Source organism: Streptomyces sp. NPDC001270 (assembly GCF_042896695.1).
Classification (GTDB): Bacteria; Actinomycetota; Actinomycetes; order Streptomycetales; family Streptomycetaceae; genus Streptomyces.
In genome coordinates this window covers 311,895-333,193 of sequence record NZ_JBIAXM010000006.1, presented here as the reverse complement: position 1 = coordinate 333,193, position 21,299 = coordinate 311,895, and the positions used below count along the sequence as shown (strand labels likewise).

Sequence of the window (21,299 nt, the reverse complement as noted above, 5' to 3'; positions counted from 1 at the left end):
GTGAGCGGTGTGAGCGCCTGGCGGGTCCGGGTCCGGGTACGGGTGCCGGGTGGTGCGTATCGGCGGGTGCGGGTGTCGGGTGCTGCGCCGTGCAGGTGACGGGCCCGTACGCTCCGCTCGCCGTGGCGGAGCGTACGGGCCCGTCGGTGGGCCGCGCCGCTCAGGCGGTGCGGCGGCGCAGTACCGCGTAGGCGGCCGTGGTCGCGACCGCGGCCACGGCCAGCACGATGCCGGTCTCCACGAGGTGCAGGGGCCAGAAGTGCGACTCGGGGTGGTAGACGGCGAAGGAGCCGTGGGCGTCGTGGCCCGAGCGCAGGTACCAGGAGTGCGCCGGGCCGTGGACCCGGCCCTGCGCGTGGCGCGTGACGGCCGGCCACAGCTGCGACCTGACCCCGGAGAGCACGAGGCTGAGCAGCCACGTCATCGCGACGGCGGTGCCGAGGGCGGCCAGCGAACGGCGCAGCAGCAGTCCGGCGGGCGCGCCGACGGCGAGGGCGCACAGCGCGTAGGCCACCAGGAGCGGGCCGCGGGCGGTGAACACGTCGGCGGAGGTCCAGTCGTGGCCGAGCAGATCGCGGTCGGCGGCCCAGCTCCAGCGGTACACCAGGACGAGGACCGTGCCGCCCGCGGTGAGCGCGAGCGCGGGCACGGTGAGCTTGGCGGTCAGCCAGCGGAGGGGGGAGAAGCCCTGCATCCAGGCGAGCTGCGCGGTGCCCGACTCCAGCTCGCGGCCGGTCAGCGCGGCGCCCGCGAACGCGGCGACCGCCAGGAAGCCGTGGCCGAGGGCCGTGCCGATCAGCCGGTTCGCGTCACCGTAGGAGAGCGCGAGAAAGGAGTCGCCGCAGCTGCCCGTGGCGCGGCAGACCAGGTCGGCCTTGCGCGTGGCGTCCGCGGTGACCTCGGTCAGCCAGACCAGCGAGCCGGTGACCGCGACGACGAAGGCGGCCCAGACGAGCAGGGCGCGGCGGTGCAGGCGCAGTACGGTGCGGGGCAGCCCGCCCAGGGCGATGCCGCTCGTCCCGCGCATGTCGCTCGTACCGTTCACGCCGCTCGTCCCGCTCATGCCGTTCACGCTGTTGACGCCGTTGACGCTGTTCATGCCGTGACCCGTTCGTCGGCCCGCGGGGTCGCGGTGCGGCGGCGCAGCAGCCAGAACGCGGCGGCCGCGAACAGACCGGCCACGGCCAGCACGAGCGCGCTGGTGGTCAGCTGGAGCGGCCAGTAGTGCGAGAGCGGGTGGTACTCGGCGTAGTAGCCGACCGCGCCGAGCTTCTCGAACGCCTTGTCGCAGCCGTCGGGCAGGGCCGCGTAGCACTCGGGCTGGGGGATGCGCCCGCCGCTCGCGGTGACCAGGCCCTGGCCGACCTGGATCCCGGAGTAGGGGTGTCCGTAGCCCTGTCCGAGGGTGGTCACCTGGGTGACGGCCGGCCACAGGTGCGGCATCAGCAGCCGCGCCAGGACCCACACCCCGGCGGTCAGCCCGAGGCCGAGCGTCAGCGCGGGCAGCGCGCGGCGCACGACCACGCCCGCGAGGACGCCGGCGGCGAGTCCGGCCAGGGCCAGGGCCACGGTCAGGCAGCCGTTGGTCTCGAACGTCCACAGGTCGTACCACGACTTGGCGGTGTCGATGCGGCCGTGTCCCGCCGTCCACGCCCGGCGGTGGAGCAGGAACAACAGGCCCGCGCCGACGGTGACCACGGCGGCCGGCACGGCCAGGCGCAGGGCCAGCCACCGGGTGGTGGTGACGTTCTGGGCCCAGGCGAGCTGCGCGGTGCCGGACTCCAGCTCGCGCCCGGTGAGCGCGCCCCCGGCCCAGGCGGCCACCAGGAACGGCAGCCCGCCCGCGACCACCGTGAGGTAGGTGTAGGCGTCCTTGTAATGGAGGATCGAGTCCTGGTCGTAGGAGCACCGCGCGGACATCGCGCAGGCGTTGTACTGCCGCCAGCCCTCCGCCGCCGCGTCGGTGAGCGGCCCGGCGAGCCAGACCAGCAGGGCGGAGCAGAGGAGTACCAGCACCGTCCAGACGACGAGCGCGGGGCGGTGCAGGCGCAGCAGCCAGCGGGTCAGCCGGGGGGCGGCGGGGGCGTGCGCGGTGCCGGGCGGAGCGGTGAGGGCGGTCACGCGGCGGTCTCCTCGGTCTCCTGGGCTTCCTGGTCCTGTGCCGGGGCCGCGGTGGTGAGGGCGGGGGCGTCGGGGTTGCGCAGATGGGCGAGGAGCAGTTCCTCCAGCCCCGGAGCGCCGGTGCGCCAGTCGGTGGGCAGTGGTCCGGCCGGGCGGATCAGCGCGGTGAGCTGGCGGCCCGCGATCCGGGACGCCACGACGGTGTGGGCGCCCAGGTCGGCGGATTCGGGCGCGCTCACCCGGGTGTGCGCGGCCAGCAACTCGTCGATCTCACCGGCCAGCCGGATCCGGCCGTCGCCGACCAGCAGCAGGTGGTCGCAGGAGTCCTCCAGTTCGGCGATCACGTGCGAGGACATCACGATGGTGGTGCCGTGCTGTGCGGAGTGCCCCATCAGCGTGCCCATCAGCTCGTGCCGGGCCAGCGGGTCGAGGTCGGCCATCGGCTCGTCGAGGAGCAGCAGTTCGGGCCGTTTGCCGAGGGCCAGGGCGAGGGCGACCCGGGTGTGCTGCCCGCCGGACAGGGACCGCACCCGGGCGCCCGGGTCGAGGTCGCCCGCGGCCACGATCCGCTCGGCGGTCGCCGCGTCCCAGCGGCCGGGATTGAGGTCGGCGCCCATGCGCAGCGTCTCGGCGATCGTCAACTGCGGGTACAGCGGCTTGTTCTGGGCGACGTGGCCGACCCGGGACCGGGCGCGCGCCGGGTCGGTGCCGAGGACGGTGAGGGCGCCCTCGGTCGGGGCGAGCAGTCCGGCGGTCAGGGACAGCAGGGTGGACTTGCCCGCGCCGTTGGGTCCGACGACGGCGCAGACCCGCCCGGGAGGCAGCCGGAACGCGCAGTCGCGCAGCGCCCATCCCCCTCGCCGGCCGAAGCGCTTGCCCAGCGCGACCGCCTCTATGGCCGCTGTGGTGTGGGTCGTCATGACGGTGCTCCCTGGAAGTGCTGCTCGGTGCCCGTGCGTCCGGGCCTTTCGCCGTGCGGGGCGGCTGGCCCGCCGGCCGGGTCTTCGGTGTGCCGCTCGGTGTGGTCTCCGGTGTGCCGTGCGGTGTGGTCCGCGGTGTCCTGCTCGGCGGCCAGCCCGGTGGCCCGGTCTCCGGTGCGCTGCCCGTCTTCCGCGCCGTGCTGCCCGAAGTGGTCTTCGAGTACGGCGGTGAAGAGCGCGGCGATGTCGTCCCGGTCGAGACCGGCCTCCCGGGCCCGCGCCGCCCACGCCTCCAGCTCGGTGCGCAAGGGGGACTCGGCCGGGGCGGAGCCCAGCGTGCGCCGGACGAAGGTGCCGAGCCCGCGGCGCGCCTCGACGAGTCCTTCGCGTTCCAGCTCGCGGTACGCCTTGAGGACCGTGTTGGGGTTGATGGCGGTGGCCTCGACGACCTCACGGGCCGTGGGCAACTGGTCGCCGGGTCGCAGCACGCCCAGCCGGATGGCCTGCTTGGTCTGCTGGACGATCTGCACATAGGTGGCCACGCCGCTGTGCCGGTCGATGCGGTAGTCGACCACGACCACCACCCTTTCACTAATTGAGTAGTGAAAGGGTGGTGTGTGCGTGCCGCCGAAGTCAAGCGAGCGGGTCGAGCGAGCGGGTCAGACAAGCGGGTCGGGCGAGCGGGTCGGGCGAGCCGGTCGCGCGAGCGCCGGGGAGGCGGATCGGCGGATCGGGGAGGTGGGTCGGGTGGACGGAGTGAGGGGGAAAGGGGTCAGTCGGTGGCGAGCCGGGTGCGCAGTGCCTCGTCCAGGGAGCGCGGTGCGCGGCCGAGCAGGCCGGCCAGGGTCGGATCCACGGTGGCGAACTCGCCGGCCCGTGCGGCGGCGAAGATGCCCAGCAACCGCTCGGCCGTCTCGGCGGGCACCCCCTGACCCGTCAGCTCCGTCAGGTACCGGTCGTCGGATGTGGTGGTCCTGGTGAAGGTGCGGCCCGTGACCTCGGTGGCGAGGCGGGCGATGTCGTCGAAGTCGAGGGCCTGAGCCCCGGTGAGCGGTGGCGTGGGGCCCTCGAAGCGACCCTCGTCGGCCAGGACGGCGGCTGCCGCCTCGGCGAGATCGGCGTGCGCGGTCCAGCTGACCGGTCCGTCCGCGGGGAGCGCGATCTTCCCGGATGTGAGGGCGGGTGCGAGGAAGTGCAGCGCGCTGCCCGCGTAGAAGCCGTTGCGCAGGGAGGTGAACGGGACGCCGCAGGCGCGCAGTGCCTCCTCGGTGGCGGCGTGGTCGCGGCAAGCCTGGAAGTGCGAGGTGGCGCTCGCGCCCATCTGGCTGGTGTAGAGGATGCGGCGGGCGCCGGCGGTGACGGCCGCGTCGATGGCCGCCCGGTGCTGCCGTACGCACTCGTCGCCCATCTTGTCGACGGACACGACGAGGACCTGGGTGGCGCCCTCGAAGGCGTGGGCGAGGCCGGCCGGGTCGGTGAAGCTGCCCTGCCGCACCCGCACGCCCCGGTCGGCCAGCGGCCGGGCCTTGAGCGGATCGCGAACGCTGACGCCGATCCGGTCGGCGGGTACGCGGGTCAGCAGGCTCTCGACGATCTGGCGTCCGAGCTGCCCGGTGGCTCCGGTCACGATGATCACGTGCTGCTCCAGGGGTCTGGTTCGGGTGTCGTGATTCCAATGGAATCGCCATGACGGTAACACTGATAATAACAATGGAACCAGCAGGCATGTATCGTTGATATATGCCCTCACGATCACGCGCCGGAGACCACTCCGCGGCCACCGGACCCGCAGCCGGGTCCGGGTCCGGGCCCGGCTTCCCCTCCGAGCCCGACTCCGACTCCGGGTCTGACTCCGCCGCGTCCACGGCCCGCGCGCAGACCCGGCTGCGCGTGATCGAGGCCGCCGCCGACCTGCTGGAGCGCGAGGGCCGCGACGCGGTCACCACCCGCGCGGTCGCGGTCGCGGCGGGCCTGCAACCCCCGGCCATCTACCGGCTGTTCGGCGACAAGGAAGGGCTTCTCGAAGCGGTGGCCGAGTACGGCTTCGCCCGGTTCGTCGCGAGCAAGCACGTCGACCCCGACCCGCAGGACCCCATCGAGGACCTTCGGGCGGGCTGGGACCTGGCGGTCGGGTTCGGTCTGGCCAACCCCGCGCTGTTCGTGCTGATGTACAGCGAGCCCAATCGGGCCACATCGGCCGCCTTCAAGGCCGGTATGGAGATCCTCATGGGCCGTGTCCGCCGGCTGGCCGCCGGTGGCTGGCTGCGGGTCGACGAGCACCTGGCGGCCATGCTGATCCACGCCACGGCCCGCGGCGCGGTGCTCACCTGGCTGTCGTTCCCCGCGGACCGGCGCGATCCGGACCTGCTGACCATGCTGCGGGAGTCCATGGTGGCGGCCGTCACCAACCAGGAGCCGGCCGTGCGGGACGCGGGACCGGCCGGCGCCGCACGGGCGCTGCGTGCCGCGCTCCCCGAACAGACGGTGCTCAGCGGCGCGGAGCGGCACCTGCTCGGCGAGTGGCTGGACCGCCTCACGGGCGGGGGGTGATGCCCGGACGCGCGTGTGTTCGGGCATGCGTGATCCAGGTCAGGGATCGCTCGACGACCCAGCCGCGAGGCAGGACGAAGCCGGGGCGTTCGGCGGTCGGCTGACGGTCTTGAGCGTCCGTCCGAGGCGTGTCCTTGCCCAGTTCACGAGCTTTCCGGCAGAGCCGGAGTCGGCCCAGGCCATGGTGATTTCGGGGTGCATCGGCCGCAGCCGGAAGAGGCTTCCCGAGTGTCCGAATGTGAACCCTGTCCGGGCCCCGTCCGTTGGGGAAGTGCCCGGCCTGACCGGATCGGGTGAGGGAGTACACGGGCAACAGCGGACCGGTGGAGGACAGCCCCGGTGACCGTTGCTGGTCTGGGTGGCGACCAAATCGATTACGGGAAGGTGGCACGCATGGCAGATGAGGATCGGCGGAATCTCCCCTCGAACAATCCTTATGGGGAAGAGTATCGGCGCCAATGGAATCGGGAGGCGCCAGCAGGACGAACTCCGCTGGGCAGGGGCCCGGTCGACGAAGCGCGCGCGAGAGAATTCATGGCCCAGGAGGCCAGACGGTATCGGGAGCGGACGGGGCAGCCGGATCAGGAACAGGCCCGGCCGGCAGGGCAGGAGCCGACACTGCCTGCCTACCACGAGCACGCCGCTACCTGGGAGCGGCCCTCGGACGCCATGGCGGCTGCAGTCGACCAGGCTGCTCAGGAGGAGTTGGACCGGCAATACGGCAGGGGGACGCCTGAAGCGGAAGGCCCCAACCGGTGGGACTTCGAGACCATGGATGCGGCCCAGGCAGCGGCTGTGGCTGGAGGGACATGGCAACAACCGTCGGCCCCGGCTCAGTCTTCGGCGTACCCGCAGAGCTATCAGGGTTATCAGGCCCAGGGGTATACGGGGGGCTACCAACAGCCTCAGTCCCAGGGCTATACGGGGAGTTACTCACAGGGATACCCGGGGGGCCACCAACAGCCTCAGTCCCAGGGGTATACGGGGGGCCTGACATTCAGTCCGCAACAGGCCGCATATTTCGCCCAGCAGGTGGCCCAGCCTCAGCCGTACTCGGCAGACCCGGCCCCGGTGGACGACCTGACACGGGTGGCCTACGAGCGGGCCCAGGCACTTTCGGCGGTCGACTTCCCGCTCCAGCCGACCCAGCCCGACGTGGCCCAGCCTCAGGCAGACCCGGGCGCCCGGTCCCCCTCACCGAACCAGGGCCAGGGCCAGTACCAGCCGCCCCAAAGCCCGCCCACCAATCCTTTTGCCGGTCCCGCCAACGACAGCTTGGCGCAATTCGATCCGCATGCGGCCATGTCTGCGCCATTGAGGGACTCCGATGCACCAGGGCTGCATCGGAGCTCCGCGAGGAGACTCACCGGTCAGGCAAGGCCGCAGGGACGACGTGCAAGAGGAGGCAGCAGCGGCGGCTGACGTGCAGCCGCTATGAGGTCGACGGCCCGGGCTGTCCGGGCCGTCGCGGACGCTCACGTCTCCGTGCGGTACATCAGGTCGGTCTCGTACGTCGTGAATCCGAGCCGTTCGTAGACCGCCACCGCGGCCGTGTTGTCGGCGTCGACGTACAGCATCGCCGTAGGCAGGCCCTGCGCGGCCAGGTGGCGCAGGCCGATGGCCGTCAGGGCCCTGCCGAGGCCGCCGCCCTGGGCGCCGGGCGCCACCCCGAGGACGTACACCTCGCCCAGTTGCTCCTCCGCGTGCACCTTCGTCCAGTGGAAGCCGGCCAGTTTCCCGGCCCGCTCGGCGAGGAAGAAGCCGGCCGGGTCGAACCAGGGCTCGGCCAAGCGGGCGTCGAGGTCGCGCTGGGCCAGCGAACCCTGTTCCGGGTGGTGCGCGAAGGCCGCCGCGTTCACCGCGAGCCAGGCCGCGTCGTCCTGCCCCGGTACGAACGTACGGACCGTCACGCCCTCCGGCAGCGGAGCCTCGGGCAGGTGAAGCCCGGTCAGCGGCCGTCGCATCTGGCGCAGTTCACGGAACAGGCTGAGCCCCAGCACCTGGGCGAGGTGCCGGGCGGCGGCGTGCCCGCCGTGCGCCCACACCCGCAGCCGCTTCCCGGACCCGGCGAGCAGCGCCGAGCCGAGCGCCCGGCCGTGCCCGTGGCCCCGGTGCGAGGGGTGCACCACCAGTTCGGCGGCGGGCGCCTCCACCGGGTCGGTGTCCTCCAACTGGGCGTAGCCGACGAGTTCGCCGTCGAGGGTCAGCAGCAGATGGGAGACGCCCGTGCGCGCTCCGCCGCGCAGGTGCAGCCGGCCCTGCTCGGACACCGCCTGCTGCCCGTCGATCCGGGCGGCAGCCGCGAGCAGGTCCAGGACGGCCTCGGCCTGGTCCGGGGAGAGCGCGGAATAGGTCTCGATGGAGCGGGAGGGGAAGGCCGGTGTGGCACCGTCGCTGGTCATGCCTACGAGGGTAAGGGGCGGCCGGCGGAAATACCGGGCGGCCACGGGAAAGCGGTGACACGGCTGAACGTAAAGAGAAAGACAAAGGTAAACCAGGATGTAACCATGAGCCCCCTACCACGCTACGCGCGTTGACCCTAGGCTGCGGCGCACCGGACACGCTCGTCACAGTCGAACCACAGGGGGGCACATGCCGACCGCATCCCATCCGCACCGCCGCGGCAGACGCCGTACGCAGGCCGTCCTCGCGACCGCCGCCGGTCTCGCCACCGCCGTGGCACTGGCCGCCGCTCTGCCCGCCCAGGCGCAGGGCGACCACGGCCGCCCCGGCGGTCACGGCGGCCCGAGCCGCTACCAGGACGTCCAACTCCTCTCCTTCAACGACCTGCACGGCAACCTGGAGCCGCCGTCCGGTTCCTCCGGCCGGGTCACCGAGCAGCAGCCGGACGGCACCACGAAGTCGGTCGACGCGGGCGGCGTCGAGTACCTGGCCACCCATCTGCGCCAGGCCCGCGCGGACCACCCGTACTCCATCACCGCGGCCGGCGGCGACATGGTCGGCGCCTCCCCGCTGATCTCCGGCCTGTTCCACGACGAGCCGACCATCGAGGCGCTCAACGGCCTGGACCTGGACGTCACCTCGGTGGGCAATCACGAGTTCGACGAGGGTCCCGCGGAACTGGCCCGGCTCCAGAACGGCGGCTGCCACCCGACGGACGGCTGCTACGGCGGCGAGAAGTTCCAGGGCGCGGACTTCCCCTACCTCGCGGCCAACGTGCTGAACGAGAAGACGGGCAAGCCGATCCTCAAGCCGTACTGGGTCTGGAAGAAGAAGGACGTCAAGATCGGCTTCATCGGGGTCACCCTGGAGAACACGCCGGGCATCGTCTCCGCGGAGGGCGTCAAGGGCCTCGCGTTCAAGGACGAGGTCGAGACGATCAACACGTACGCCAAGGAACTCCAGCGCCAGGGTGTCCAGTCGATCGTGGCCCTGGTCCACGAGGGTGGCTTCCCGGCCTCGTCGAGCTACACCTACGACTGCGACGCCCCGGGCGCCGGGGCCGGCGTCTCCGGTCCGATCGTCGACATCGCGAAGAACGTCACCCCCGCGGTCGACGCGCTGGTGACCGGCCACACCCACAACGCCTACGTCTGCACGATCCCCGACCCGGCGGGCAATCCGCGGATGGTCACCTCGGCCGCCTCCTACGGCCGCCTGTTCACGGACACCACGCTGACCTACGACCGCCGGACCGGCGACATCGCCCGTACGGCGGTGAAGTCGGCGAACCGCGTGGTCACTCGCACGGTGCCCAAGGCGCCGGACATGACGCGGCTGATCTCCGAGTGGAACACGCTGGCCGCGCCCATCGGCAACCGCGCGATCGGCTACATCTCCGGCGACGTGGCCTCCACCGGCACCGAGTCCCCGATGGGCGACCTGATCGCCGACGCGCAACTCGCCTACGGCCGTGAGCTGGACCCGAAGACCTCGCTCGCGCTGATGAACCCGGGTGGCGTGCGGGCCGGGCTGACGTACGCGGCGTCGGGCACCGAGGGCGACGGCGTGGTCACCTACGCCGAGGGCTTCACCGTCCAGCCGTTCGCCAACACCGTGAACCTCCAGGACTTCACCGGCGCCCAGCTGATCCAGGTGCTGAAGGAGCAGGTGAGCGGCGCGAACGAGGCGGCGCCGAAGATCCTCCAGCCGTCGGCCGGACTGACGTACACGCTCGATCTGACGAAGTCGGGCGCGGACCGGGTGGTGACCGACTCGATCCGGCTGAACGGCGCCGCGATCGACCCGGCCGCCACCTACCGGGTCGCGACCAACAGCTTCCTCGCGGGCGGCGGCGACGGCTTCACCACGCTGGGCCAGGGGACCGGCGACCTGGTGGGCGACGACGACCTGACCGCCCTGGCCGGCTATCTGACGGCCAACTCGTCGGCCGGCAGCCCGATCACGCCCCCCGCGGCGGACCGGATCACCATCGTGCGGTGAGTCTTGAGTCTTGAGTCTTGGGCGGTAAGCGGTAGGCGGTGAGCAGTCGGCCGGATGGACGGTCGGCTGCTTCCGGCCCCGGGCCCGGTGCGTACTCCGGTACGTACCGGGCCTCTGCTTTTCCATAAGTCCCGTCTATAAAACCTGGGTGAGGTCTGTAAGACCTGTGTGAGGCATCGCGTTATTCCTCGTTGCGGCTGAAAATTTGTCAAGGCTCAATTAACTGAGGTCTCACCGAGGATTGCGTTCTTCCGGATCGGACCGCAGTAGTGTTTTTCGTGTTGAAAGCGAATGGCGCGAACGGCAGTCCGAACGAGGAGAGAACATGAGTATCCGTAAGATCACCCCGGTCAAGAAGGCGCACAAGTCCGTTCCGGCGGCGAAGAAGAAGGTGACGAAGAAGGCGACTCCGAAGCGCCGACCGGTCGGCGGCCAGCACTGATCGAGAATTCACCTGAGTAAATCACAGGGAATTCCACAGGCGGCACAGGTAGGACAGGCAGTACAGGCAACGTCACGGACAAGAGCACAGACAAGAGGAACGGCGCAATGAGCTTCCACAAGGTCACTCCCGTCAAGAAAGACTGCAAGCCCACCCGCAGGACGACGGAGCGCAGGCGCCCCGAGCCCCGGCGCCGCCCGGTCGGACACCGGGACTGAGGCCCGCCACGAGGCGGGGCCACCGGTCGAGCACCCTCGCGCCGGCGGCCCCGCCTCGGCCGTGTCCGCACCCGCGTCCCGCACCACCTCGGAGCCGACCATGAGACAAGCCCGCGCGGCCTTCCGCCGGTTCTGGCCGCTGACCCGCGGCGACCGCGGATGGCTGGCGGTGATCCTGGCGTGCGTGGTGGTGTCCACGCTCGCCGAGACCGCCTCGATCCTGCTCTTCGCCGACCTCACCGACCACGCCCTGCAAGCCGGTTCGCTCGCCGCCTTCTGGGGCCCGGCCGCCGCCTGGCTGGGCGTCGCCGTGCTCGGCGCGCTCGTCGGCTACCTCGGCAACTCCCTCGCCACCTGGACCGCCGAACGGTTCGTACGCCGGCTGCGCGCCCACGCGTTCCGGCACCTCCAGCAGCTGTCCCCGGACTTCTTCCAGCGGCACCGCCAGGGCGACCTGGTCGAACGGCTCACCGGCGACGTCGAGGCCATCGAACAACTCGTCGTCTCCGGTGCGGTCGGCGCCGTCTCCGCGGTCTTCTCCGCCGTCTTCTACGCCGCCGCCGCGTTCTGGCTGCGCTGGGACCTGGCCCTGGTCACCTTCGTGCTCGCGCCCCTCTTCCTGCTCGCCGCGCGCCGCTTCGCCGGCCGCATCAAGAAGGCGTCCCAGGACGAGCGGGTCGCCGACGGCGCGATCACCTCGGTCGTCACCGAGTCGCTGACCAACATCGTCCTCACCCAGGCGTACAACCGCCGCCGCGACGAGGAGGAACGGCTCGACACCGAGGCCCGCGCCTGGCTGCGGGCCAGTGTGCGCGGGGCGCGGCTGAGCGAGCTGTACGAACAGTTCGTCGAGGTCGTCGAGACGCTGTGCGTGCTCACCGTGATCGGCCTCGGCGTGTGGGAGATCTCCGCCGGCCGCATGACGCTGGGCCAACTGCTGGCCTTCGCCGCCTTCCTCGGCTACCTCTACCCGCCGGTGCGCAGCCTCGGCGGGCTCGGCCTCACGGTCACCGCGGCCACCGCGGGCGCCGAACGCATCGGGGAGATCCTGGACGCCGAGCCCGCCGTCACCGACCCGGCCCGGCCGGTCCCCGCCTGGCCGGTGCGCGGCCGGGTCGGCTTCCACGACGTCACCTTCCGCTACCCGGAGGCGTCCAGGGCCGCGCTGCGCGACGTGACGTTCGAGGCGGGCCCCGGCCGGCTCGTGGTGATCACCGGTGCGAGCGGCGCCGGCAAGTCGACCCTCACCGCACTGCTCACCCGCTTCTACGACCCCACGGCAGGCGTGATCCGTCTGGACGGCGTCCCGCTCACCGACGTACCCCTCGACTTCCTGCGCGAGAACATCGCCCTGCTGCCGCAGCGGACGCTGGTCCTGCGCGGCACCGTCCGGGAGAACATCGCGTGCGGCCGGCCCGGCGCGAGCGACGCGGAGATCGAGCGGGCGGCCCGGGACGCGGCGGCGCACGCGTTCGTCAGCGCGCTCCCCGACGGCTACGACACCCGCATCGCGCCCGGCACCACCGCCCTCTCCGGCGGTCAGGTGCGGCGCCTGGCCATCGCCCGCGCGATGCTGCGCGCCGCCCCGGTCCTCGTCCTCGACGAGCCGACGGCGGGGCTGGACGCGGTGGCGGCCCGGCAGGTGGTCCAGCCGTTGCGCCGCCTGATGTCCGGACGGACCACGATCATGATCACCCACGACCTGACCCTGGCCCCGGACGCCGACCGCATCCTGGTCATGGACCACGGCCGGCTGGTGGAGGAGGGCACCCACACCGAACTGATCGCCCGCGGCGGCGCCTACGCCAGGCTGGCCGCGCCGCTGCCGGAAACCCTGGACCGCCGGGAGATTCCGGACCGCCCGGAGCCACTGAACCGCCCGGAGACACTGAAGCGTCCGTAACCCTTCAACCCGACGTCAGACGCACGGCGGTCGCACCCCGGTCGCACGCCGGGGCCGGGAGCGCGCAGGGGCGCCGTTGCCGGTCGCAGCCCGCGGCTCACGTGCCGTCCGGCGGTGGCGTCGGGGCGCCGGGCAGGCGGAGGGTGGCCACCGTGCCGCCGCCCTGCGCCGGGGTGAGGGACACCGCGCCGCCCGCCTGCTGGACCGTGCGGGCCACGATCGACAGGCCGAGGCCGGAACCCGGCAGGGCCCGCGCGCTCGGCGAACGCCAGAAACGGTCGAAGACGTGCGGCAGTTCCTCGGCGGGGATGCCCGGACCGTGGTCCCGGACGGTGAGCACACCCCGGTCCAGCGCCACGTCGATCGCGCCGCCGTCAGGACTGAACTTCACCGCGTTGTCGAGGACGTTGACGATCGCCCGCTCCAGCGCGGACGGCTCGGCGCGTACGTACCACGGCGCCAGGTCGGCCGTGATCGTCAGCTCGGGACCGCGCAGCCGGGCGCGGCGCAGCGCCGTGTCCACGGTGTCGTGGAACGCGATCACCTGCACGCGTTCGCCGCGCTGGCCCTCCGAGCGGGACAGCTCCTGGAGGTCGCCGATCAGCGACGCCAGTTCGGACATCTGCGCCGTCACGGACGTCATCAGCGCCTTGCGGTCCGCCGGCGGGAGCGGCCGGCCGGTCTCCTCGCTGCGGCTGAGCAGTTCCACGTTCGTGCGCAGCGAGGTGAGCGGCGTCCTGAGTTCGTGCCCCGCGTCCGCGATCAGCTGCTGCTGCAACTCGCGGGAGCTGGCCAGCGCGGACGTCATCGAGTTGAACGACCGGGACAGCCGCGCGATCTCGTCGGTGCTGTCCTTCGCCACCGGGATCCGGATGCTCAGGTCCTCGGTCCTGGCGACGTGTTCCACCACCTCGGTGAGCTTGTCGACGGGGCGCAGTCCGGCGCGGGCCACCGCGAGACCCGCGGCGCCGGCCCCGACGACCCCTATCCCCGAGACGAGCAGCAGGACGAGCGCCAGGTCCTTGAGGGTGGTCTCGGTGCCGTCCAGGGGGACGGCCGCCATGAGGCCCGCGTAGGTGTTGGTCGGGGTGATGGTCACGGGCATGGTCAGCACCCGCACCCGCTTCCCGTCCACGTCCGTGCCGTTGTGGAAGAGGCCGCGGCCGCTGGACGCGTTCTTGATCACGTCCTCGTCGGCCGTGGTGACCTTGATCTGGCCCTTCGAACTTTCGAAGAGGCAGACGGTTCCGTCGGCGGTGACCAGCTGGGAGTAGGTGTTGCGGAAGCCGCTGACGGTGCTCTGCGGTGTCCCCACGCAGTTGCTGAGCGTGTTCCGGATGTCGTTGGGATGCGGGGGACGGGACAGGACCATCGCCGCCACGGCCTGCTTCAGATCGTTGTCGGTCTGCTCGTAGAGTTTCCCCTGCACGATGAACCAGCAGGTCACCGAGACGGCCGCGACCCCGAACGCCACCGCCGCCGCCACCAGCAGCGAGAGCTGCGAGCGGATCGGCAGCGCCCGGAACCGGTTCAGCAGCCGTTTCACTCGGCCCCGCCCTGGCGCAGCACGTATCCCACGCCGCGGACGGTGTGCACGAGCCGCGGTTCGCCGCCCGCCTCGGTCTTGCGGCGCAGGTACATGACGTACACGTCCAGCGAGTTCGACGACGGCTCGAAGTCGAAGCCCCACACCGCCTTCAGGATCTGCTCCCTGGTGAGGACCTGGCGCGGATGGGCCATGAACATCTCCAGCAGCGTGAACTCGGTACGGGTCAGCTCCACCTGCCGGGCGCCGCGCGTGACCTCGCGGGTCGCCAGGTCCATGCGCAGGTCGCCGAAGGTGAGGGCCTCGTCGTCCGCCCCGGTGCCGACCACCGCCGCCGCGTACGAGCTGCGCCGCAGCAGCGCGCGGATCCGGGCGAACAGCTCGTCCAGTTCGAACGGCTTGACCAGGTAGTCGTCGGCGCCGGCGTCGAGCCCGGTGACCCGGTCGCCGACGGTGTCGCGGGCGGTCAGCATCAGTATCGGTGTGGTGTCGCCGGCGCCGCGGATGCGGCGGGCGGCCGTGAGGCCGTCCATGCGGGGCATCTGGATGTCCAGGACGACCAGGTCGGGCCGGTACTCGGTCGCCTTCTGCAGGGCGTCCGCGCCGTCGACCGCGACCTCGGTGTCGTATCCCTCGAAGGCCAGGCTGCGCTGGAGCGCTTCTCGTACGGCGGGCTCGTCGTCGACGATCAGGATGCGCTGCGGGTCACGGTCGCCATCGGCGGAGCTCATCGTCGGGTTCCTCGGGGTGCTGTGGGGCGTGGCTGGCTGTCCTTCAGCCTCGCACGTTTCCAGGCCGGCGGGTAAGCACGGGGGACCGTGCCGGGGCGGGGTCAGCCGTGCACCGCGGAGAGCCGCTTCAGCGGAACCTTGTGGCGGTGCGGTCGGGCGGCGGGCAGCCGCAGCCCCATCAGCTCGGGGGTGGCGACCTCGGTGGGCCGGGCGGGCGGCCGGGGCGCGTGGAGTTCGTACGCGACCTCAAGGGCCAGGGCGGTGCGGGCCGGGCCGAAGTCCGTCGTCGGGTGCGAGACCTGCTCGATCGTCCTGATCATGGCGTGCTCCCTAGCTCCTGGTGCTCTCTTGCCTGTGCTGTGTGTGCTGTGTGTGCTGTGTGTGCCGTGCGCGGTGCGCCCTGTCGTCGTGCTTGTCTTCGTCGTCCTTCGTCGTCGTGCTTGTCCTCGGCCGGTCCCGGCGTCCTCAGTTGGTGCCGCCGGCCCGCAGGGTGGACAGGTCGGACTTGACGGTGTCGATGGGGATCGCGAAGCCGAGGCCGACGCTGCCCGCGTCCGTGGACGTGGAGTCGGTGGCCGAGTACATCGCGGAGTTGATGCCGATGACGTTGCCGCCGGCGTCGATCAGCGCGCCGCCGGAGTTGCCCGGGTTGAGGGACGCGTCGGTCTGGAGGGCCTTGTACGTGGTGGTCGAGGAGCCCGTGTCGCCGTTGAACTGCTGGCCGCCGAACTGGAAGGGCCACCCGCCCCGGCCCTGGCCCTGACCCTGGCCTTGGCCCTGCCCCTGGTTCTCGTCCGTGGAGACGGTGACGTCACGGTTCAGGGCGGAGACGATGCCGCTGGTGACGGTGCCGGTCAGGCCCTCGGGGGAGCCGATCGCCACCACCGTGTCGCCGACCTGGACCGCGGAGGAGTTGCCGAGGGAGGCGGGCTTCAGCCCGGACGCGCCCTGGAGCCTGATCAGGGCGAGGTCCTTGGAGCTGTCGGTGCCGACGACGTCGGCCGTGTACTCCTTGCCGTCGCTGGTCCGCACCTTGACCGACGAGGCACCGGCGATGACGTGGTTGTTGGTGACGATCTCGCCGCCCGAGGTGATCACCACGCCGGAGCCGGTGGACGAGCCGCCCGGGAGCGTCGCGTTCACCTCGACCACGCTCGGGCTGACCGCGGCGGCGATGGCGGCGACGTCGCCCCGCTTGCTGGACGGCACCACGTTGGTGGTGGCGCTGCTGGTCGTGGCGGTGTTCTTGCCGGTCAGCTCCTGGAAGGCGTAGGCCGTGCCGCCGCCCACGGCCGCGGCGACGATCGCCACGGCGGCCAGCAGCCCGATGGGGCCGCGGGCGCGCTTCTTGTGCGCGGTGTGCGGGGGCTGCGCGGCGGACCCGTCGCCGTCCGAGGCGGCCGGGAGGAGAGCGGTTCCGCCGCCGTGCCCGCCGTCACCACCCTGACTGGTGTCGGTGTCGAACGCGGCGGTCGGCGCGGTGGCCTGCCCGCCCGGCCACACGGTGGTGCCCGGCTCGACGGAGACCGGCTCGGCGGGCCGGTAGGCCGGCGGGGGCGGCCACTCCGGGTTCACCGCGGAGGAAGGGGGTGTGGAGGCGGCGGGCTGCTGCTGGGGGTACGTGCCCTGATAGGTGTCACCCTGGGGGTTCTCGTACGCGCCGCTGCGGCGGAAGCTCTCGGTCATGTCTAGAGCTTGTCCCGCGACCATGAGAGCTTCCTGAGTGCTCCCTGAGAAGCCCGGCAGAACCTCGTTTGCCCGATATAAAGACGGTTCTCGCAGCTCAGCGGCGCCTGCTCAGAAATCTCTCAGAGACGCCTGAAAAAGTTCATGCGCAGCCGCAGGAGCGGCGCAGCACCAGCCGGGACGGGAAGGTCTTCAGCCGCTCCCGGCGCGAGCCCGCCACCCGCAGGCTGTCGTCGAGGACCAGGTCCACGGCGGCCCGCGCCATCGCCGACCGGTCCGAGGCGACCGTGGTCAGCGGCGGGTCGGCCAGCGCCGCTTCCTTGATGTCGTCGAAGCCGGCCACCGCCAGCTCGCCCGGCACGTCCAGGCGCAGCTCGCGCGCGGCCCGCAGCACGCCGATCGCCTGGTCGTCGGTGGAGCAGAAGATCGCGGGCGGCCGGTTCGGCCCGGAGAGGAGGTCCAGCGCGATCCGGTAGGCGTCGTAGCGGTTGTACGGCGCCTCGAAGAGGCGGCCCTCGGTCGGGATGCCGGCCTCGTCCAGGGCGCGCCGCCAGCCTTCGACGTGGTCGGAGACCGGGTCGCCGACGGCGGGAGTGTCGGCGGTGCCGCCCATGCAGGCGACGTACTCGTAGCCGTGCTCCAGCAGGTGGCGCACCGCGAGCTGGGCGCCGCCCAGGTCGTCGCAGACGACGGCGACGTCGTCGATCGCCTCGGGCCGCTCGTGCAGCAGCACCACCCGGGCGTCCCAGGCGTCGATCTCGGCGGCGGCGAGGTCGTTGAGCGCGTGGGAGACGAGGATCAGCCCCGAGACCCGCATCCCGAGGAAGGCCCGCAGGTAGTGGACCTCGCGCTCGCCGACGTAGTCGGAGTTGCCGACGAGGACCATCTTTCCGCGCTCGGAGGCGGCCTGCTCGACCGCGTGGGCCATCTCCCCGAAGAAGGGCTGGCGCGCGTCCGGCACGATCAGACCTATCAGGTCGGTGCGGCGCGAGGCCATGGCCTGGGCGACCCGGTCGGGGCGGTAGCCCAGCTCCTTGATCGCCGCGAGGACACGTTCGCGCGTTGCCGGGGCGACCGGCCGGGGTCCGTTGTTGATGACGTAGCTGACCACGGCGGTCGATGTCCCCGCCAGCCGCGCCACGTCGTCCCGAGTCACCTTGGCCACGCGCGGAGTCTACGCGGAGAGATCCGCTCTGGGCAGGCACTATCGGGCTTCCCTGTGCGGAAGCAATGCCCCGCCGGTGCCGCGGCTATGCCTCGGCCCGGACCTCGATCCCGTCGAGGACGGTCGATGCGTCCGCATCCTCCGGCTTTGGCCGGGCCGCCTTGGCCTTGGCCTCGTCCGGGGCACGGTCACCCTTCTCGGGGGTAACGAATCGATAACCGACGTTCCGGACGGTCCCGATCAGCGACTCGTGCTCAGGGCCGAGCTTGGCGCGCAGCCGCCGTACGTGCACGTCCACGGTCCGGGTGCCGCCGAAGTAGTCGTAGCCCCAGACCTCCTGGAGCAGCTGGGCCCGGGTGAAGACGCGGCCCGGGTGCTGCGCGAGGTACTTCAGCAGCTCGAACTCCTTGAAGGTCAGGTCCAGGACCCGGCCCTTGAGCTTGGCGGAGTAGGTCGCCTCGTCGACCGACAGGTCGCCGTTGCGGATCTCCATCGGGGAGTCGTCGCTCGCGAGCTGCTGGCGGCCCATGGTCAGCCGGAGCCGGGCCTCGACCTCGGCGGGCCCGGCCGTGTCCAGCAGGACGTCGTCGATGCCCCAGTCGGCGGTGACGGCGGCGAGGCCGCCCTCGGTGACGACGAGGACGAGCGGACAGCCGGGCCCGGTGGAGCGCAGCAGCTGGCACAGGCTGCGGACCTGGGGGAGGTCGCGCCGTCCGTCGATCAGGATGACGTCGGCACCGGGGGTGTCGACGAGAGCGGGTCCCTCCGCCGGGGCCACGCGCACGTTGTGCAGCAGCAGGCCGAGGGCGGGGAGCACCTCCGCCGACGGCTGGAGGGCGTTGGTCAGGAGCAGCAGAGAACTCATACGTCTGGTTCCTCCTCGGTCCCTGCGAGGACGTGGGCAGTACGGTACTGCTCTGCGATCCCGGGGCCCCGTACACCTGCGGTTTCCCGCCTCGTATACAACGCTTCCGAAAGCACAAAAGGACCCGGGGGCGTCGCTGCCCGAGTCCTCTGTCAGCAGAATAGCCGACATGAGCAACGGTCCGGCAGGTCATGTGGCACGATCCACCGTCCGTCCGCACTCCGAGACGAGCAGACACGCCCCTATACGGACGTTTCTGCACACGGCTGACGGCGTTGCGATCGATTCCGTATACAACCCGGGAACGGTCGTATACGACGCCTCGCCGCCACCCTCCCGTGATCTGGTGTTCGTCGTCGCACACGGCTTCACCGGCGACGCGGACCGGCCGCACGTGCGCCGGGTGGCGGCGGCCCTGGCCCGCCACGGCGCGGTCGTCACCTTCTCCTTCCGCGGCCACGGCGCGTCCGGCGGCCGGTCCACGGTCGGCGACCGGGAGGTGCTGGACCTGGCCGCCGCGGTGGAGTGGGCCCGCGGCCTCGGGCACGCGCGCGTCGTCACGGTCGGTTTCTCCATGGGCGGCTCGGTGGTGCTGCGGCACGCGGCGCTGCACCCGGGCGCCGACGCCGTGGTCTCGGTGAGCGCCCCGGCCCGCTGGTACTACCGCGGCACCGCGCCCATGCGCCGCGTGCACTGGCTGGTGACCCGTCCCGCGGGCCGCCTGGTCGGCCGCTACGGCTTCCGCACCCGTATCCACCACCGCGACTGGGACCCGGTCCCGCTGTCCCCGGTGCGGGCGGTGGCCCGGATCGCGCCGACCCCGCTGCTGATCGTGCACGGCGACCAGGACGGCTACTTCCCGCTCGACCACCCCCGGATGCTGGCCGCCGCCTCCGGTGACCACGGCGAACTGTGGCTGGAGCCGGGCATGGGGCACGCCGAGCACGCGGCGGGCGACACCCTGCTGGCCCGGATCGGGGACTGGGCGGCCTCCCGGGCGGGCTAGCCTGGTCCCGACTTTACGTACGGATGATCGGCGTACCGGCATACGGGCGTACGCACGGACTTGAGGACGAGATGGCAAAGGTCACGGTGCGCTATTGGGCCGCCGCGAAGGCCGCGGCCGGGGTCGCCGAGGAGACCTTCGAGGCGGCGACCCTCGCTGAGGCGCTGGGCGCGGTGCGCGAGCGACACCCCGGCGAACTGACGCGCGTCCTGCGGCGATGCTCGTTCCTCGTCGACGGTGATCCCGTGGGCACCCGCGAGCATGAGACGGTACGGCTGGCCGAGGGCGGCACGGTCGAGGTGCTCCCGCCGTTCGCAGGAGGGTGAGCGATGACCAATCAGCCGTACGACGGCGGGTCCTACGACGGATACGACCCCTACGGACAGCAGCAACCGCCCCAGGGCGGGCAGCACGCCCCCCACCAGGCCCAGGCCCCTCACCAGCAGCAGGCGCCGCAGGCATGGCCGGGTCAGCCGGGCCAGCCGGGCCACGGCCAGGCCGGGTACGACCAGGGTGGTCAGGGCCAGGCCGGGTACGCCCCCGGCGGGTACGCACAGCCCGGGTACGACCAGTCGTATCCGGACCAGTCGGGGTACCAGCAGTCGGGGTACGACCGGTCCGGGTACGACGGGCAGCAGACCCAGCAGTGGCAGGGACAGACCTGGGAGACGCAGGTCCACGCACCGGTCCCGTCGGCGGCGGCCGAGGAGACCGCGTACCTGCCGACGCACGGCTACCCCGTCGGTCCCGCCCCCGCCGCGCCCCAAGCACACCCGGCACCCCAGCCGCCCACTCCGGCCCCGGCCGCGGCCCCGATGCCGGACGCCGCCCCGATGCCGGACGCGGCGCCGGACGCCGCGGCCGGTGCCACGTACGGCCCCGCCACCCTCGCCGGCAACGCCCGCGTCACCGACGCCCAGCGGGCCCGCCTGGAGGGCCGCTCCCCGATCATCGAGCCCGGCATGCAGCCCGCGGCGCTCACCGCGCTGCTCGGCCTGCTGCTCGCGGGCGCGGCGGCGATCGGCTCGTACGCCCTGGTCGTCCCCCTGGTCGTGCTCCAGGCCGTGACCGCGGCGGGCTGGTTCCGGCTGAACGGCATGTGGCCCGCCCGGCAGGGCATCGCCCTCGCCTTCGCCGGGGCGCTCACCGCGGACGTGGCGCTGCTGGCGGCGGGCCGCGAGCACGCGCCCGCGGCCATCCTCGGCCCGCTGGGCGTGTGGGTGCTGCTCGCCCTGGTGATGCAACTGCGCTCGCACGCCGATCCGGACGAGCGGATGTACGGGCTGATGGCGACGGTCGCCGCCACCGCCCTCTCGGTCGTCGCGACCGGCTACCTGGGCGCCGACCCGCACGCCGTCTCGGTCGGCGCCGCCGCGGTCGCCGTGGCGGTCCTCGCCCGCGCGCTGCCGCTGGCCACCCCGGCCTCCGTGGTCGTCTCGCTGCTCGCCGCGACGGGCGCCGGCATCGCGGTCGGCGGGATGACCGGGCTCGGTGCGAAGGGCGCCCTGGTCGGGCTCGCGGCGGCGGTCTGCGCGCTGGTCGGGCACCGGGTCGCCGGCTACGACTATCCGTCCCGCTTCGTGCACTTCACGGCGGGCGTCGCGCTCCCGCTGTCCGCCGCGGCACCCGCGGTGTGGCTCCTGGGCCAGGCCCTGGGCTGACCGGCGGGGCCCCGGCGACCACCTACGTCACAGGTGGTCGACAAAAAGCCGGGGCCCGTCCCACCTGGGGTTACGGTGGCT

General features: G+C 72.3%; 17 protein-coding genes and 2 pseudogenes. 6 read left to right on the top strand and 13 right to left on the bottom strand.

Going from position 1 to position 21,299, the window contains the following annotated elements; all coding sequences use genetic code 11:
• Positions 1-160: 160 nt before the first annotated feature.
• The 5 genes and pseudogenes from ACFY2B_RS13405 to ACFY2B_RS13385 form a co-directional block, all read right to left on the bottom strand.
• On the bottom strand, positions 161-1,099 hold the full coding sequence (locus ACFY2B_RS13405; RefSeq protein WP_390763253.1) for a hypothetical protein: 939 nt from the start codon (positions 1,097-1,099) through the stop codon (positions 161-163).
• Entirely contained in the window at positions 1,096-2,121 is a 1,026-nt protein-coding gene (locus tag ACFY2B_RS13400) for an ABC transporter permease (protein WP_390763252.1), read from the bottom strand. The genes ACFY2B_RS13405 and ACFY2B_RS13400 overlap by 4 nt, the downstream gene beginning before the upstream one ends.
• Positions 2,118-3,041 (bottom strand): ABC transporter ATP-binding protein, encoded by a 924-nt coding sequence (locus ACFY2B_RS13395; protein WP_390763251.1) that lies wholly within the window; start codon positions 3,039-3,041, stop codon positions 2,118-2,120. The genes ACFY2B_RS13400 and ACFY2B_RS13395 overlap by 4 nt, the downstream gene beginning before the upstream one ends.
• Before the next feature lie 206 nt (positions 3,042-3,247).
• Positions 3,248-3,616 (bottom strand): annotated as a pseudogene (locus ACFY2B_RS13390) (GntR family transcriptional regulator); the annotation flags it as partial.
• Positions 3,617-3,813: 197 nt separating this feature from the next.
• A complete protein-coding gene (locus tag ACFY2B_RS13385; RefSeq protein WP_390763250.1) occupies positions 3,814-4,677 on the bottom strand; it encodes an NmrA family NAD(P)-binding protein in 864 nt (287 codons plus the stop codon).
• Between the two features lie 104 nt (positions 4,678-4,781).
• On the opposite strand from ACFY2B_RS13385, the gene ACFY2B_RS13380 reads away from it, so the two are divergent.
• The gene (locus ACFY2B_RS13380) at positions 4,782-5,591 is read left to right on the top strand and encodes a TetR/AcrR family transcriptional regulator (RefSeq protein ID WP_390763249.1); all 810 of its coding nucleotides are present in this window, start codon (positions 4,782-4,784) and stop codon (positions 5,589-5,591) included.
• Positions 5,592-5,598: 7 nt separating this feature from the next.
• Here the strand turns inward: ACFY2B_RS13380 and ACFY2B_RS13375 are convergent.
• Positions 5,599-5,810, bottom strand: a pseudogene (locus tag ACFY2B_RS13375) (IS5/IS1182 family transposase); the annotation flags it as partial.
• A 1,256-nt stretch (positions 5,811-7,066) separates the two neighbouring features.
• Positions 7,067-7,993: a mycothiol synthase gene (gene mshD, locus ACFY2B_RS13370; protein WP_390763248.1), complete on the bottom strand. Its 927-nt coding sequence runs from the start codon at positions 7,991-7,993 to the stop codon at positions 7,067-7,069.
• Between the two features lie 190 nt (positions 7,994-8,183).
• Between mshD and ACFY2B_RS13365 the strand changes: the two genes are divergently transcribed.
• Complete coding sequence (locus ACFY2B_RS13365) at positions 8,184-9,995, top strand: bifunctional metallophosphatase/5'-nucleotidase (RefSeq protein ID WP_390763247.1); 1,812 nt, start codon at positions 8,184-8,186, stop codon at positions 9,993-9,995.
• Positions 9,996-10,755: 760 nt separating this feature from the next.
• Positions 10,756-12,558 carry an ABC transporter ATP-binding protein gene (locus tag ACFY2B_RS13360; RefSeq protein WP_390763246.1) on the top strand — a complete coding sequence of 601 codons (1,803 nt, stop codon included), beginning with the start codon at positions 10,756-10,758 and terminating at the stop codon, positions 12,556-12,558.
• Between the two features lie 97 nt (positions 12,559-12,655).
• On the opposite strand, the gene ACFY2B_RS13355 is transcribed toward ACFY2B_RS13360, so the two are convergent.
• The 6 genes from ACFY2B_RS13355 to ACFY2B_RS13330 all read right to left on the bottom strand — a co-directional run bounded on the left by ACFY2B_RS13355 (position 12,656) and on the right by ACFY2B_RS13330 (position 18,551).
• Positions 12,656-14,104 carry a sensor histidine kinase gene (locus tag ACFY2B_RS13355; RefSeq protein ID WP_390763245.1) on the bottom strand — a complete coding sequence of 483 codons (1,449 nt, stop codon included), beginning with the start codon at positions 14,102-14,104 and terminating at the stop codon, positions 12,656-12,658.
• A complete protein-coding gene (locus ACFY2B_RS13350) occupies positions 14,101-14,835 on the bottom strand; it encodes a response regulator transcription factor (RefSeq protein WP_390763244.1) in 735 nt (244 codons plus the stop codon). The genes ACFY2B_RS13355 and ACFY2B_RS13350 overlap by 4 nt, the downstream gene beginning before the upstream one ends.
• Positions 14,836-14,936: 101 nt before the next feature.
• Positions 14,937-15,155: a hypothetical protein gene (locus tag ACFY2B_RS13345; protein ID WP_376533515.1), complete on the bottom strand. Its 219-nt coding sequence runs from the start codon at positions 15,153-15,155 to the stop codon at positions 14,937-14,939.
• 145 nt (positions 15,156-15,300) lie between these two features.
• Positions 15,301-16,521: a S1C family serine protease gene (locus ACFY2B_RS13340; RefSeq protein ID WP_390763243.1), complete on the bottom strand. Its 1,221-nt coding sequence runs from the start codon at positions 16,519-16,521 to the stop codon at positions 15,301-15,303.
• A gap of 142 nt (positions 16,522-16,663) precedes the next feature.
• Entirely contained in the window at positions 16,664-17,686 is a 1,023-nt protein-coding gene (locus ACFY2B_RS13335; protein WP_390763242.1) for a LacI family DNA-binding transcriptional regulator, read from the bottom strand.
• An 85-nt stretch (positions 17,687-17,771) separates the two neighbouring features.
• Positions 17,772-18,551: a winged-helix domain-containing protein gene (locus ACFY2B_RS13330; protein WP_390763241.1), complete on the bottom strand. Its 780-nt coding sequence runs from the start codon at positions 18,549-18,551 to the stop codon at positions 17,772-17,774.
• Between the two features lie 169 nt (positions 18,552-18,720).
• Between ACFY2B_RS13330 and ACFY2B_RS13325 the strand changes: the two genes are divergently transcribed.
• The 3 genes from ACFY2B_RS13325 to ACFY2B_RS13315 all read left to right on the top strand — a co-directional run bounded on the left by ACFY2B_RS13325 (position 18,721) and on the right by ACFY2B_RS13315 (position 21,218).
• Entirely contained in the window at positions 18,721-19,557 is an 837-nt protein-coding gene (locus ACFY2B_RS13325) for an alpha/beta hydrolase (RefSeq protein ID WP_390763240.1), read from the top strand.
• A gap of 71 nt (positions 19,558-19,628) precedes the next feature.
• Positions 19,629-19,883: a MoaD/ThiS family protein gene (locus tag ACFY2B_RS13320; protein ID WP_390763239.1), complete on the top strand. Its 255-nt coding sequence runs from the start codon at positions 19,629-19,631 to the stop codon at positions 19,881-19,883.
• A 3-nt stretch (positions 19,884-19,886) separates the two neighbouring features.
• Positions 19,887-21,218 carry a hypothetical protein gene (locus ACFY2B_RS13315; RefSeq protein WP_390763238.1) on the top strand — a complete coding sequence of 444 codons (1,332 nt, stop codon included), beginning with the start codon at positions 19,887-19,889 and terminating at the stop codon, positions 21,216-21,218.
• The last annotated feature ends 81 nt before the right edge of the window (positions 21,219-21,299 follow it).

Coding starts and splice junctions, on each gene's coding strand:
- ACFY2B_RS13340 (WP_390763243.1), bottom strand. CDS start 16,521: ATGACCGAGAGCTTCCGCCGCAGCGGCGCGTACGAGAACCCCCAGGGT.
- ACFY2B_RS13325 (WP_390763240.1), top strand. CDS start 18,721: ATGAGCAACGGTCCGGCAGGTCATGTGGCACGATCCACCGTCCGTCCG.
- mshD (WP_390763248.1), bottom strand. CDS start 7,993: ATGACCAGCGACGGTGCCACACCGGCCTTCCCCTCCCGCTCCATCGAG.
- ACFY2B_RS13345 (WP_376533515.1), bottom strand. CDS start 15,155: ATGATCAGGACGATCGAGCAGGTCTCGCACCCGACGACGGACTTCGGC.
- ACFY2B_RS13365 (WP_390763247.1), top strand. CDS start 8,184: ATGCCGACCGCATCCCATCCGCACCGCCGCGGCAGACGCCGTACGCAG.
- ACFY2B_RS13350 (WP_390763244.1), bottom strand. CDS start 14,835: ATGAGCTCCGCCGATGGCGACCGTGACCCGCAGCGCATCCTGATCGTC.
- ACFY2B_RS13380 (WP_390763249.1), top strand. CDS start 4,782: ATGCCCTCACGATCACGCGCCGGAGACCACTCCGCGGCCACCGGACCC.
- ACFY2B_RS13360 (WP_390763246.1), top strand. CDS start 10,756: ATGAGACAAGCCCGCGCGGCCTTCCGCCGGTTCTGGCCGCTGACCCGC.
- ACFY2B_RS13320 (WP_390763239.1), top strand. CDS start 19,629: ATGGCAAAGGTCACGGTGCGCTATTGGGCCGCCGCGAAGGCCGCGGCC.
- ACFY2B_RS13405 (WP_390763253.1), bottom strand. CDS start 1,099: ATGAACAGCGTCAACGGCGTCAACAGCGTGAACGGCATGAGCGGGACG.
- ACFY2B_RS13395 (WP_390763251.1), bottom strand. CDS start 3,041: ATGACGACCCACACCACAGCGGCCATAGAGGCGGTCGCGCTGGGCAAG.
- ACFY2B_RS13330 (WP_390763241.1), bottom strand. CDS start 18,551: ATGAGTTCTCTGCTGCTCCTGACCAACGCCCTCCAGCCGTCGGCGGAG.
- ACFY2B_RS13315 (WP_390763238.1), top strand. CDS start 19,887: ATGACCAATCAGCCGTACGACGGCGGGTCCTACGACGGATACGACCCC.